Source organism: Bradyrhizobium manausense (assembly GCF_018131105.1).
GTDB lineage: Bacteria > Pseudomonadota > Alphaproteobacteria > Rhizobiales > Xanthobacteraceae > Bradyrhizobium > Bradyrhizobium manausense_B.
In genome coordinates this window covers 252,127-265,764 of sequence record NZ_JAFCJI010000002.1, presented here as the reverse complement: position 1 = coordinate 265,764, position 13,638 = coordinate 252,127, and the positions used below count along the sequence as shown (strand labels likewise).

At 65.1% G+C, this 13,638-nt stretch carries 11 protein-coding genes; 7 read left to right on the top strand and 4 right to left on the bottom strand.

The window, feature by feature from the left end; all coding sequences use genetic code 11:
• Positions 1-65: 65 nt before the first annotated feature.
• The 3 genes from JQ631_RS21545 to JQ631_RS21535 form a co-directional block, all read right to left on the bottom strand.
• Positions 66-1,010 carry an ABC transporter substrate-binding protein gene (locus tag JQ631_RS21545; protein ID WP_212328944.1) on the bottom strand — a complete coding sequence of 315 codons (945 nt, stop codon included), beginning with the start codon at positions 1,008-1,010 and terminating at the stop codon, positions 66-68.
• A gap of 104 nt (positions 1,011-1,114) precedes the next feature.
• A complete protein-coding gene (gene hutC, locus JQ631_RS21540) occupies positions 1,115-1,843 on the bottom strand; it encodes a histidine utilization transcriptional repressor HutC (protein ID WP_212328943.1) in 729 nt (242 codons plus the stop codon).
• Complete coding sequence (locus JQ631_RS21535; protein ID WP_212328942.1) at positions 1,840-3,198, bottom strand: formimidoylglutamate deiminase; 1,359 nt, start codon at positions 3,196-3,198, stop codon at positions 1,840-1,842. Before JQ631_RS21535 ends, hutC begins: the two co-directional genes overlap by 4 nt.
• 82 nt (positions 3,199-3,280) lie before the next feature.
• On the opposite strand from JQ631_RS21535, the gene hutI reads away from it, so the two are divergent.
• Genes hutI through hutU form a run of 3 tightly spaced genes read left to right on the top strand, consistent with a single transcriptional unit; the run spans position 3,281 to position 7,732 of the window.
• On the top strand, positions 3,281-4,495 hold the full coding sequence (gene hutI, locus JQ631_RS21530) for an imidazolonepropionase (protein ID WP_212328941.1): 1,215 nt from the start codon (positions 3,281-3,283) through the stop codon (positions 4,493-4,495).
• A complete protein-coding gene (gene hutH, locus JQ631_RS21525) occupies positions 4,492-6,051 on the top strand; it encodes a histidine ammonia-lyase (RefSeq protein ID WP_212328940.1) in 1,560 nt (519 codons plus the stop codon). The genes hutI and hutH overlap by 4 nt, the downstream gene beginning before the upstream one ends.
• A gap of 10 nt (positions 6,052-6,061) precedes the next feature.
• Complete coding sequence (hutU, locus tag JQ631_RS21520) at positions 6,062-7,732, top strand: urocanate hydratase (RefSeq protein ID WP_212328939.1); 1,671 nt, start codon at positions 6,062-6,064, stop codon at positions 7,730-7,732.
• On the opposite strand, the gene JQ631_RS21515 is transcribed toward hutU, so the two are convergent.
• Complete coding sequence (locus tag JQ631_RS21515; protein ID WP_212331492.1) at positions 7,733-8,353, bottom strand: TetR/AcrR family transcriptional regulator; 621 nt, start codon at positions 8,351-8,353, stop codon at positions 7,733-7,735.
• A gap of 252 nt (positions 8,354-8,605) precedes the next feature.
• Between JQ631_RS21515 and JQ631_RS21510 the strand changes: the two genes are divergently transcribed.
• From JQ631_RS21510 to JQ631_RS21495, 4 genes are read left to right on the top strand one after another with little or no spacing between them, the layout of a single operon-like run.
• Positions 8,606-9,466, top strand: a complete 861-nt coding sequence (locus JQ631_RS21510) for an FAD binding domain-containing protein (protein ID WP_212328938.1) — start codon at positions 8,606-8,608, stop codon at positions 9,464-9,466.
• Positions 9,463-9,987: a (2Fe-2S)-binding protein gene (locus tag JQ631_RS21505; RefSeq protein ID WP_212328937.1), complete on the top strand. Its 525-nt coding sequence runs from the start codon at positions 9,463-9,465 to the stop codon at positions 9,985-9,987. Before JQ631_RS21510 ends, JQ631_RS21505 begins: the two co-directional genes overlap by 4 nt.
• Positions 9,984-12,359 (top strand): xanthine dehydrogenase family protein molybdopterin-binding subunit, encoded by a 2,376-nt coding sequence (locus tag JQ631_RS21500; RefSeq protein WP_212328936.1) that lies wholly within the window; start codon positions 9,984-9,986, stop codon positions 12,357-12,359. The genes JQ631_RS21505 and JQ631_RS21500 overlap by 4 nt, the downstream gene beginning before the upstream one ends.
• A 25-nt stretch (positions 12,360-12,384) precedes the next feature.
• Positions 12,385-13,635, top strand: coding sequence for an ABC transporter substrate-binding protein (locus tag JQ631_RS21495; RefSeq protein WP_212328935.1), 1,251 nt, complete (start codon positions 12,385-12,387; stop codon positions 13,633-13,635).
• The last annotated feature ends 3 nt before the right edge of the window (positions 13,636-13,638 follow it).

Genomic DNA, 13,638 nt, shown 5'->3' with positions numbered 1-13,638 from the left:
TGTCTATCCGAATGGTCGATCAAGTGCTGGCCCCGCCGTGCGGCGGGACCAGCAATTGTCGGGGCCTACTTGATGAAGCTCGCGTCGAACAGGTCCTCGACCTTCGGCGCAGCCTTGATGATGCCGATCTCAAGCAGGAGCTCGGTCGCGTCCTTGTTGAAGGCGAGGAAGTCGCCGGCGAAGAACTTCTGGTTCGCGGCCTTGTCCTGCCAGCGCAGATACTTTGCCGAGTTGCCGAACTGCTCGCCGGTCTGCTTCACGTCGGCGCCCATGATCTCATATGACTTGGCCTGGTCCTTCGCGATCATGTCGAGCGCCTCGAAATAGCTGTTGGCCAGTGCCTGCGCCGCCTTCGGGTTCTCGCTCAGGAACTTCGGCGTGCAGCCGAACGTGTCCATCACGATCGGATAGTCCAGCGTGGTCGCGATGATCTTGCCCTTGTCGGGCGCAGCGCGCACCGTCGACAGGTATGGTTCATAGGTCATCGCGGCATCGTTCTGGCCGGAGACAAAGGCCTGTGCGGCGGCTGCCGGCTCGAGGTTCACGACGGTGACGTCCTTCACCGTGAGCCCGTTCTTCTTCAGCATCCAGGCCAGCGCGAAATAGGGCGAGGTGCCGGGCGCGGAAGCCGCGACGGTCTTGCCCTTCAGCTCCTTGATCGAGGCGACGTCGTTGCGCACGGCCATGCCGTCGGCGCCGAAGCTCTTGTCGAGCTGGAAGATCTGCTTGGTTGCGACGCCATTGGCGTTCCAGGAGATCCAGGTCTCGACCGTGGTGGCTGCACACTGGACGTCGCCGGAGGCGATCGCGAGGTGGCGGTCCTTCTGCGGGATCTTCTTGATGGTGACGTCGAGACCGTTCTTCTTGAAGATGCCGGCTTCCTTCGCCAGCGTCAGCGGCGCGAAACCGGTCCATCCGGAGATGCCGACGCCGACCTTGACGTCGTCGGCGAGCACGGGAGTGGCGGCTGCAACTGCAATGATGGTCGCAAAAATTGTCGAACTACGCATGATTGTCGTCCTCTTGCCCAGATGGATTGACGTCCTGTTGATCTCTGTCGGTCTATGCAGACCGTTGCCCGAAGCGTTGCACGATTTGTACCGACATCGTTCTCTCAGCCTCCCTTGAATCGCGCGACAAGGCGGTGAGAATCACCGGGATAAAGCAGGCGCACCGCGGTGATCGTGCGCGCGCTGCGCCAGGTGTAGCGGTCGATCACGAGGCAGGGCGCGCCGGCGGCGATGTCGAGCGCCTCCGCCGTGCGATCATCCGCGACAATGGCGCTGATCGTATGCTCGGCTTCTGTCCATGGGACATGATGAAGCAGCCAGGAGCCTGGCGGCTCGCGCGAGAAATCCGCGGTCGCCGCATCCGGCACGGATGACAGATCAATCAACCTGTCCTCGACGGCGAAGGGCACCTTGTCAGCGCTGTGTCGGCAGGTGATTGCGACGACCTTGCCGGCTTTCTTGACCCCGAGGCGCTCGCGGTCGACCGCGGTTGCGGCGCGTAGCTTGCGCCCGATCAACTCGTAGCTGTAAGCGCGCCCAAGCGCGGTGATCTCGGCGCGGATGTCAGCGATCTTGAGCACGGCAGACAGATGCTGCGGCCGGCGGACGAAGGAGCCAGCGCGCCGCCGCCTCTCGATGAGGTCGGCCTGCGCCAGCTCCGACAGCGCCTTGTTCACCGTCATGCGCGAACAGCCGTAGCGCGCGACCAGCTCGTGCTCGAACGGAATGCGATGACCCGGCGGCCATTCGCCGGTCAGGATGCGCTTTTCGATATCGGCGCGGATGCGCTTGTAGAGCGTCGGCTTGTCAGACGCGTCGGTGGCGAGGCTCATGCGACGAGCCTCCCGACCGCCGTGTTGAACCGCTCGCGCGCGGATTGGCGCAGCCTGTGCCGGCCACCTTCGACGACCTTGTGGCCACCGGCCCAGACGCAATCGATCGCGCCGCTTCCTGCCGCAAAGATCCAGCCGTCGATCACTGGATCGCCGCGGCGTCCCGCGAGCGACGGATGCGCGGCGTCGAGGGTGACGATGTCGGCCCGCGCGCCCGGGGTGAGGCCGACCGCCGGCTGCGCCAGTGCCCGCGCGCCGCCCGCGAGGGCATCGTCGAACAGCGTGCGCCCGGTCGAACGCCCGGCGCCACCTGACAGCACGTTGCGTGCGCGATGCTTCAGCCGCTGGCCGTATTCGAGTTGACGCAGTTCATCGGTGATGCCGACCAGCACGTTGGAATCGGTACCGACGCCGAACATGCCGCCGGCGTCGAGGAATTCGCGCGCAGGAAAAATGCCGTCGCCAAGGCTCGCTTCGGTCACAGGGCAGAGGCCCGCGACCGCGCCGGTCCCGGCGAATGCGATGACTTCCTGTTCCGTCATGTGCGTCGCGTGGATCAGGCACCAACGCCGGTCGATGGGGGCGTGCTCCAGTAGCCATTGCACCGGCCGCCGCCCCGACCAGGCCAGGCAATCCTCGACTTCTTTCACCTGCTCAGCGGCATGGATGTGCACCGGTCCACCATCCGCGAGGGGAATGATCGCCGCCAGTTCGTCCGGCGCCACCGCGCGCAGGCTGTGTGGCGCGATGCCGATATTGGCGCCGGGCAAGTTTGCGATCGCCTTGCGCGAGGCCGCCATCAGCTCGGCGAACTGGTCGACCGAGTTGATGAAGCGGCGCTGGCCGTCATGTGGCGCCGTGCCACCGAAGGAACCGTGCGCATAAAAACTCGGCAGCAGCGTAAGTCCAATGCTGGAGGCCTCGGCAGCCTGCGCAATGCGTCCGGCCATCTCGGCGGGATCAGCGTAATGCGAGCCGTCGCGATCGTGATGCAGATAATGGAACTCGCCGACGCGGGTAAAGCCCTGCTCAAGCATCTCGACATACAGCAACGTCGCAACGGCGGCGACATCATCCGGCGTCATCGCCAGTGCAAAACGATACATCGTCTCGCGCCAGGTCCAGAACGTGTCGGTCGAGTCGCCGCGTAGCTCGGCTAGCCCCGCCATGCCACGTTGAAACGCGTGGCTGTGCAGGCTCGCCAGTCCCGGAAGCGCAATGGCATGGCGTTCGTCGCCGGTATCAGGCGCCACATCAGGCGTCACCCCCGCGATCGCGCCGGCGGTGATCACCACCTGCACGTCATTGGCCCAGCCCGAGGGCAGGAGCGCGGAGGCGAAATGCAGTCGGGTCATGATTGATTACACGCCGGCTGGACAGAACCGCCTTACGATTATATGTCTAGACATATAAGTCAAGCATCCGACGGGTACCCGCATGGCAGAGCGCTTCGACCGGATCTGGCATAACGCCCGGCTCGCCACGATGCGGGCCGACCGTCCCGACGTCGGCGAGATCGAGCGTGGCGTGATCGCCGCGCGCGGCGGCCGCATCGTCTATGCTGGCGCGGCGGCCGACTTTCCCGACCATGCCGACGCCATCGAGCGGATCGATTGCGAAGGGCGCTGGATCACACCCGGGCTCGTCGACTGCCACACCCATCTCGTCTATGGCGGCAACCGCGCGCATGAATTCGAGCTGCGCCTGAAGGGTGCGAGCTACGAGGAAATCGCGCGTGCCGGTGGTGGCATCGTTTCGACAGTCGCCGCGACGCGCAAGGCGAGCGAGGCCGAACTGGTCGCGAGCGCATTGTCGCGGCTCGATGCGCTGATCGGCGAGGGCGCAACCACGGTCGAGGTCAAGTCCGGCTATGGCCTCGATACCGAGACCGAGATGCGCCAGCTTTCTGCCGCGCGCAGCCTCGGTCGTCAGCGGAAAGTTGCGATCCGCACCTCCTTCCTAGGCGCGCACGCGTTGCCGGCGGAAGCCGATGGTGACAAGGATCGCTACATCGACCTCGTTTGCAACGCGATGTTGCCCGCGGTCGCAAAAGCCGGCCTGGCCGATGCGGTCGATGCCTTCATGGAGGGCATCGCGTTCTCGGCAGAGCAGACGGCGCGGGTGTTCGAGACTGCGAGGAAGCTGGGCTTGCGGGTCAAGCTTCATGCCGATCAACTCTCGAATCTCGGTGGCGCCGCGCTCGCCGCAAAATTCTCCGCGCTCTCGGCCGATCACCTCGAGCACACCGACGAAGCCGGCGCCGCCGCAATGGCGAAGGCTGGAACGGTCGCGGTGCTGCTGCCCGGCGCCTTCTACTTTATTCGCGAGACGCAAAAGCCGCCAGTCGAGGCGTTCCGCAAGCACGGCGTTCCCATGGCGCTCGCGACCGACTGCAATCCTGGTAGCTCGCCGCTGACCTCGCTCCTGCTCGCGATGAATATGGGCGCGACCCTGTTCCGGATGAACGTCGTCGAGTGCCTCGCCGGCGTCACCCGCGAAGGCGCCCGCGCGCTCGGCGCTCTCGATGTTTCAGGAACGCTGGAAGCGGGAAAGTGGTGCGACCTCGCGATCTGGGACATCGAGCGTCCTGCCGAGTTGGTCTATCGCATCGGCTTCAATCCGCTGCATCGGCGAGTGTGGAGGGGCCAGTGACGGCGCAGGCCGCCGCGATCGTCGTCAGGCCGGGGACGGTGAGCCTTGATGATCTCGCGCGGGTGCTCGAAGGCGCACCAGTTGTGCTCGATCCGTCGTTTTGGCCGCGCGTCAATGCGGCGGCCGAAATCGTGGCAAACGCCGCGCAGGCCGCCGCGCCGGTCTATGGCATCAACACCGGTTTCGGAAAGCTGGCCTCGAAGCGCATTCCGCCGGATCAGACTGCTCTGCTCCAGCGCAATCTCATCGTCTCGCATTGCTGCGGCGTCGGCCCGGCCACGCCCGAGCCAATCGTGCGGCTGATGATGGCGCTGAAAATCGTCTCGCTTGGCCGCGGCGCCTCCGGCGTGCGCCGCGAGGTGATCGAGCAATTGCAGGCGATGCTGGCGCGGGGCGTCTATCCTCTGGTGCCGCAACAGGGCTCGGTCGGTGCCTCCGGCGATCTCGCACCGCTCGCGCACATGACGGCCGTGATGATCGGAGAGGGACAAGCGATCCTCGATGGGAAAACCGTATCCGGAGCGAACGCGCTGGCGGCGGCCGGCCTCGCGCCGCTGACGCTCGGTCCAAAGGAAGGCCTCGCGCTGATCAACGGCACGCAGTTCTCGACGGCCTATGCGATTGCCGGCGTGTTGCGCGCATTTCGCCTGGCACGCGCGGCACTCGTCACCGGCGCCCTGTCGGTGGATGCGGCGATGGCGTCGACGGCGCCGTTCCGTCCTGAAATCCAGGCGCTGCGCGGGCATCCCGGGCAGGTCGCAGCGGGCGCAACGCTAATCGCGCTGCTCGACGGCAGCGATATCCGCCTGTCGCATCTCGAAGGCGACGAGCGCGTGCAGGATCCCTATTGCCTGCGCTGCCAGCCGCAGGTCGCAGGCGCCGCGCTCGACGTCGTCACCCAGGCCGCGCGCACCTTGATCACCGAGGCCAACGCCGTCACCGACAATCCGCTCGTGCTGGTCGAGACCGGCGAGATCGTCTCCGGCGGCAATTTTCACGCCGAGCCGGTCGCCTTTGCCGCCGATACGATCGCGCTTGCGTTGTCGGAGATTGGCGCGATCAGCGAGCGGCGCATCGCGACGCTGGTCGACCCGGCGCTCAATTTCGGTCTTCCGCCGTTCCTGACACCGGACCCCGGCATCAATTCCGGCTTCATGATCGCCGAGGTGACGGCGGCTGCGCTCTATGCCGAGAACAAGCAGCGTGCGGCGGCCTGCTCGATCGACTCGACGCCGACCAGCGCCAACCAGGAAGACCATGTCTCGATGGCCGCGCATGCCGCGCGGCGCCTGTCCGATATGGCCGACAACCTCGCCGCGATTCTGGGCATCGAACTCCTGGTCGCCGCGCAAGGCATCACGTTGCGCGCGCCGCATGCGACCAGTGCGCCGCTGGTTGCCGTCATCGCGGCGCTGCGCGCGCAAGTGCCCGCACTCGGCGCGGATCGCTACATGGCCGGCGATCTCGCCAAGGCCGCCGCGCTGATCGAAGCTGATGCACTGCCGGCCGCAGCACTCGCCGGGCTTTCAACCAATCCGTTTCCGAGACTCGTCTGAAGAGGTCCTCATGAACCGCCGACTGGACAATGACCGCACCATCCGCGCCCCCCGCGGCAGCGACATCAGCGCCAAGAGCTGGCTGACGGAAGCGCCGCTCCGCATGCTCATGAACAATCTCGACCCTGATGTCGCGGAGCGCCCGAGCGAACTCGTCGTGTATGGCGGCATCGGCCGCGCCGCGCGCGACTGGGAGAGCTTTGACCGCATCACGAATGCGTTGCGCAAGCTCGAAAACGACCAGACGCTGCTGGTGCAGTCCGGCAAGCCCGTCGGTGTGTTCCGCACCCATGCCGATGCGCCGCGCGTGCTGATCGCGAACTCCAACATCGTGCCGCATTGGGCGACGCTCGATCATTTCAACGAGCTCGATCGCCAGGGCCTGATGATGTACGGCCAGATGACGGCGGGCTCCTGGATCTATATCGGTAGCCAGGGCATCGTGCAGGGCACCTACGAAACCTTTGTCGAGGTGGGCCGCCGCCATTATGGTGGCAGCCTTGCAGGCAAATGGATCCTCACCGCCGGCCTCGGCGGCATGGGCGGCGCGCAGCCGCTGGCGGCGACCATGGCCGGCGCTTCGATGCTCGCGGTCGAGTGCCAGCCGAGTCGCATCGAGATGCGCCTGCGGACCGGTTATCTCGATCGCCAGGCCACAACTCTCGATGAAGCGCTGGCGATCATGGCGGAGGCAGCAAGGACGAAGAAGGCCGTCTCTGTCGGTCTGCTCGGCAATGCCGCGGAGATTTTCCCTGAGCTCGTGCGCCGCGGCGTCAAGCCCGACATCGTCACCGACCAGACCAGCGCGCATGATCCGATCAACGGATACTTGCCGAAGGGCTGGACGCTTTCCGATTGGGAAGCCAAGCGCGCTTCCGATCCGAAGGGGGTGGAGCGTGCCTCGAAGACGTCGATGGTCGAGCACGTCCAGGCCATGCTGGATTTTCATGCGCAGGGCATTCCCACGCTCGACTATGGCAACAACATCCGCCAGATGGCGCAGGACATGGGCCTGAAGAACGCCTTCGATTTCCCCGGCTTCGTGCCAGCCTATATCCGGCCGCTGTTCTGCCGCGGCGTCGGGCCGTTCCGCTGGGCCGCACTGTCGGGCGATCCCGAGGACATTTTCAAGACCGACGCCAAGGTCAAGGAACTGATGCCCGACGACAAGCATCTGCATAACTGGCTCGACATGGCCAAAGAGCGCATCAAGTTCCAGGGCCTGCCGGCACGCATTTGCTGGGTCGGCCTCGGCGATCGCGATCGCCTCGGTCTTGCCTTCAACGAGATGGTGGCACGCGGCGAGTTGAAGGCGCCGATCGTGATCGGTCGCGATCATCTCGACAGCGGTTCGGTCGCAAGTCCCAACCGCGAGACCGAGGCGATGAAGGACGGCTCGGACGCGGTGTCCGACTGGCCGCTGCTCAATGCCCTGCTCAATTGCGCCAGCGGCGCGACCTGGGTCTCGCTGCATCATGGCGGCGGGGTCGGCATCGGCTATTCCCAGCACGCCGGCATGGTGATTGTTGCCGACGGCACGCCGGAGGCGGCCAGGCGGATCGAGCGCGTGCTCTGGAACGATCCCGCCAGCGGCGTCATGCGCCATGCGGATGCGGGCTACGACACCGCGATCGATTGCGCGCGCGATAAGGGGCTCGATCTGCCGAGCCTGGCGAAATAGTCAGCCGCTCACCAACAGCTTCGGCATCGTGGCCTTCGCGCCGTCCATGAAGGAGAGAACCGCGTCACGCACGATCGCGTCGAGGTCGGACGGGATCGGCGTCCCGTAGATGAACTTGCGGATCGCGAGGTAGAAGATGCGGCCGTGCAGGCCCCAGAACAACTCCGTCTCGCGTTCACCAAGCGGCTGCGCCTTCACATCAGGCAATTTCAGTTCGTGGCGCAACTCGGCTGCCGCCGGCTCGATGATCTCGCGGCGAACGATGTCGAGATAACGGCCGGTGATGTCGAACGACTTCATGCCTGATGAAACGAAGATCCGCACCCAATTGTACTCGAACACGCGTTCGACATAACCGAGGTAGAAGCGCGTCAGCCGGGTTTCCAGCGACTGTGAGCGATCACGGATCAGCGGGCCCCAGTCCGGCGACCAGCGGCTGAGATAGACCTCCTGATAGACCCGCTCGATCAGCGCTTCCTTGCTCGGGAAGTGGCGATAGATCGCCGAATGGGTGATGCCCATGCGCTTGGCGAGCTCTCGGGTCTGGCCCTCGAAGCCGCGCTCGGCAAAGAAGCGGATCGCCTCGTCCAGGATCGCGCGCTCACGGTCGGCCGCACGCATGTTGCGGCGCTTCGGGCCGGCCGTCTCACGCGTCTCGGTCCGCCGCCGCGGTCGTTTCGCCGTCTTCTGCGTCTTTTTCGCCATTTTGCCGTGAATCGCGATCTCTTCCGCCTTCTTAGCCTAAAGATGCATTTGTGACCAAATGGTCATTTCCTGTTGACCGTCCCCCGATGGCATGTCAGGATTTTGAGACCAGATGGTTACAAATCTGGAGTCCCGGCTGATGAGCCGAGGGATATCGAGGAAACGGCGGTGAAGGCGAGGGCTTTCAGCTATTTTCGTGCTGCCACGATCGACCAGGCGCTTGACGCTCATGCGCGCGTGGGCGACGACGCACGTTACGTCGCCGGCGGCCAGAGCCTGGTGCCGGCGCTGTCACTGCGCCTGCAGGCGCCGCGGCTCCTGATCGACATCACCCATATCGACGAGCTGCGCGGCGTCAGGCGGGAAGGCGGCTATTTGCGCATCGGAGCGCTGACGCGGCATTGCGAGATGCTGAGCGAGCCCCTAATCGCCGAGTTCGCGCCGCTTCTCCACGCCGCCGCGCCCTTTGTCGCCCATCCCGCGATCCGCAACCGCGGCACGTTCGGCGGCAGCGTTGCGCTTGCCGATCCCGCATCCGAATTCCCGGCGATGACGCTGGCGCTCGATGCCGAAATCGAGATCGTGGGCACCGCGGGCATCCGGCGCGTCAAGGCCGACGAATTCTTCCTCGATCTGTTCGAGACCGCGTTGCAGCCCGGCGAACTGATCACCGCGGTCTACGTGCCCCTGTTCAGGACTGGACAGCGCTTTGCGTTCGACGAGCTTGCGCGCAGGCGCGGTGACTACGCGCTGGTCGGTTGCGGCATGCTTGCCACCTGCATCGGCGACCACATCAAGGAGATCCGCATCTCCTTCTTCTCGGTCGGCAACATTCCGATGCGGGTGAAGGGCGCAGAGGCCGCCCTGATCGGCTCGAATTTGGACGCTGAGCGCATCGCTGCCGCGCAGGCCGCGCTCGAAGGCGATCTCGCACCGCCGGAGAGCGACGAAGTGCCGCCGGCGATGCGACTGCATCTCGCCCGCGTCCTGCTGGGGCGGCTGCTCGGACGTCTGAGGGACGGGGCATGAGCGGCTTTGACCAAGCCTTGCTGGATGAAGCCGACGAGACCGTGCGGGTTCGCCTGATCGTCAACGGTCGCAAGGTCGCCTGCGAGGTCGCGCCGCGCGAGACGCTGGTCGACTGCCTGCGCAATCAGCTCGAGCTGACCGGCACCCATGCCGGCTGCGAGATGGGGGCCTGCGGCGCCTGTCTGGTGCAGCTCGACGGCCGCGCCGTGCATTCCTGCCTCATGTTCGCGGTGCAGGCCGATGGCGCTGAGATCAACACCATTGAGGGCCTCACCGAGAGCGGCGTGATGGCCGACCTCCAGGCTGAATTCCACCGCCGCAACGCGCTGCAGTGCGGCTTCTGTACGCCGGGCATGCTCATCAATGCGCAGGAGCTCTTGTCGCAGCTGGCGCAGCCGAGCCGCGAACAGATCCGCGACGCGCTGTCGGGGAATTACTGCCGCTGTACCGGTTATGAGGCGATCGTCGATGCGATCGACGCAGTTGCCAAAGCGCGAAGCGGCGGCGGAGGCGCAACATGAGCGCACCGCTGACCTCGCTTGACCGTCCGAACTCCTATATCGGCCGCTCGGTCCCGCGTCCGAACGCCAAGCGGCTGTTGGCCGGCCGCGGGCGCTACATCAGCGATCTCAAGCTGCCGCGCATGCTGCATGCCGCCTTCCTGCGTAGCCCGCATGCGCACGCCAGGATCGTCGTGATCAAGACCGGCGAGGCCCGCGCGCTCGAAGGCGTGCATCTCGTGGCGACGGGAGCAGATCTGGCAGAGATCTGCACGCCCTGGGTCGGGACGCTCGATCATTTCAAGGGCATGACCTCATCGCCGCAATTGCCGCTGCCGCTCGACCGCGTGGTCTGGGCGGGGCAGGCGGTCGTTGCGGTCGTCGCCGAGAGCCGGGCGATCGCAGAGGATGCGCTGGAATTGATCGAGGTCGATTACGAGGATCTTCCTCTGGTCGTGGACATCGACGCGGCGCGCCAGGCCGGCGGCCCGGTGATCAATCCCGGTACCGCCAACAATGTCTGCTTCCGCAGCCAGCTCGACAGCGGCGCCGTCGACGACGCCTTCGCGAACGCGGCTCATGTGGTGGAGGAAGAGCTTTCTTTCGGGCGTCATACGGCCGTGACGCTGGAGCCGCGCGCGATCGTCGCCGATTACGACCCCTCCGCGGGCATGCTCACCGTCCATCACGCGACGCAGACGCCGTACCAGTTCCAGGATCTCTATTCGCGTCACTACGGCATACCCGAGGCTCGTGTTCGCGTCATCGCGACCGATATCGGCGGCTCCTTCGGGATGAAGCTCCATGTCTATCACGAAGACATGGCGGTGGTCGGCCTCTCGATCCTGCTTGGTCGTCCCGTCAAATATGTCGCTGACCGCATCGAATCCTTTGTCTCCGACATCCACGCCCGCGATCACCGTGTCCGCGCCCGCATGGCGCTGGATGCCAAGGGCGAGATCCTGGCAATGGACGTTGTGGATCTCACCGCGATCGGCGCGTTCTCGACCTATCCGCGCACCAGCGTGGTCGAAGGCAACCAGGTGATCCGCCTGATCGGCGGTCCATACCGGTTCAAGAACTATCGCGCGACGCTGGAAGTGTTGTTCCAGAACAAGGTTCAGACCAGCCAATATCGCGCCGTGGGTCATCCCATCGCTTGCGCCGTCACCGAGCGGCTGGTCGACATGGCGGCAAGCAAGGTTGGCCTCGATCCCTTCGCGATCCGCGCGCTGAACGTGATTGCCGACGATGCTTATCCGCAGACCTCGCCGACCGGCTACCGCTTCGAGGCGCTGTCGCATCAGGTGTGTCTGAAACGCTTGCATCAGATGATGAATTACGACGCGCTGCGGGCCGAGCAGGCCGATCTGCGCAAGCGCGGCGTCTATCGCGGCATCGGCATTGCGACCTTCATCGAGATCACCAACCCGAGCCCGGCCTTCTACGGCGTCGGCGGCGCCCGCATCTCCTCGCAGGACGGCGCGATTCTCAGCCTGACGCCGTCGGGCGAGGTGCGCTGCATGATCTCGGTCACCGAGCAGGGGCAGGGGACCGAGGCGATCATCAGCCAGATCGTGGCCGATCAGCTCGGCGTGGCGCAGGAGCACGTCAAGGTCGTGACCGGCGACACCGAGGTGACACCGCATGGTGGCGCGACCTGGGCTTGCCGTGGCGCCGGCATCGGTGGCGAGACCGCGCTCCAGGCCACGCGCGCCCTCAAGCGCAACATCCTGGAGATCGCTGCGCTCATCCTGCAAGAGCAGCCGTCGGCGCTCGACATCATCGATGGCCAGGTGGTCGACGCGACGACGCGGAATCAGCGCCTGCCGATCTCCGAGATTGCGCGCATCGCGTATTTCCGCTCGGACACGCTGCCTCCGGGCACCCAGGCGCAGCTCACCGTCAGCCACCATTTCGCGCCACAGGGCTATCCCTTCGCCTTCACCAACGGCATTCAGGGCTGCGTGCTGGAGGTCGATGTCGAGACCGGCTTCATCAAGCTGTTGATGCATTACGTCGTTGAGGATTGCGGTCGCATCATCAATCCGATGCTGGTGGACGAGCAGCTTCGCGGCGGCGTCGTGCAGGGTCTGGGCGCTGCGCTGTTCGAGGAATGCCGCTACGGCGACACCGGCCAGCTGATGAACGGCTCGCTGGCCGATTATCTTGTGCCGATGTCGGTGGAGATGCCCGATATCGAGATCGCGCATGTCGAGACGCCGACCGCGGACACCGCGCTTGGCGCCAAGGGGGTTGGCGAAGCCGGCACGGCGGCAGCCTCCGCTTGCGTGCTCAACGCCGTCAACGACGCGCTGGCGCCGTTCGGTGCGACGATCAATTCGATCCCGATCACGCCCACAATTGTTCTGAAGGCCCTGAAGCGATTCTAGAAAAAACATCAAGGAGGAGGACATCATGAAGACCATCGGTTCGAACCAGACGCGCCTGAAGATCTCCCGCCGCACCGCGCTCGCCGGCATGTCCGCCGGTGTCGCCACGCTCGCCATGCCCAGGCTCGGTCGGGCTGCCGATGAAACCATTCGTATCGGCTTCCCGACGCCCTTGACCGGCCCCTATGCCGCCGAGGCCCGCGATCAGGTCAAATGCGCCGAGCTCGCGGTCAAGCTCGCCAACGACAAGGGCGGCATCGCCGGTCGCAAGGTCGAGCTGCTGGTGCGCGACGACAAGCTCAACGCCGGCGAGGCTGCGACCCGCACGCTCGAGCTGATCGAGAAGGACAAGGTCCATGCCGTGGTCGGTGCGCTCTCCAGTGCCGTGCAGCTCGGGGTCAACGAGGTCACGCGCGCCCGCGGCGTCATCTATGTCTCGATCAGCCAGTCCGACACCATCAACGAGGCCAAGGATTTCAGCAAATATACCTTCCACGAGGCGCTCAACCCGCACATGACTACGGCGGCGGTGGCGCAGATGACCCTGAAGAAGGGCATGAAGGTCGCACACCTCGTTGCCGACTACGCCTATGGGCATGAGATGCTGCGTGGCTTCAAGCGCGCACAGGCGGCGATCGGCGCCGAGAACGTCGGCGAGATCCTGCATCCGCTGGGCGCTGCCGATTACTCGACGTTCATGCCGCGCCTGATGTCGATGCGGCCCGACGTGCTCTGTATCTCCAATTTCGGCCGCGACCAGGCCAATTCGATCAAGCAGGCGGTGGATTTCGGCGTCAAGCAGCAGATGAAGATCATCGTGCCCGTGATCCTGCACAACCAGCGAGTCGCGGTCGGCCCCGATGTGTTCGAGGGCGTCGTCGGCGGCGCCAACTACTATTGGGGCTTGGAAACGCAGAGCAAGACGGCAGCAAGCTTCAACGCGGCGTTCAAGGCCGCCAATGGTGGGGCTGTCCCTACCGATTACGGTGCCTACGGCTATTCGGGTGTGGGGTCGTTGCTGCTTGCCATGCAGGCCGCCGGCGGCACCGACAACGACAAGGTCGTCGATGCGCTGGAGAAGCTGCAATATGATCTGACCAAGGGGCCGCAGCATTACCGCAAATGCGACCACCAGTCGGTGCAGTCAGTCCTGGTGCTCGAGTCCAAGAAGAAGTCTGCGATGGCCAATGACAACGATCTGTTCGCGATCGTCGCCAACGACGCAGGCTCGGACAACATGCTGCGCAGCTGCAGCGAACTCGGCCACGCGACTTGAAGC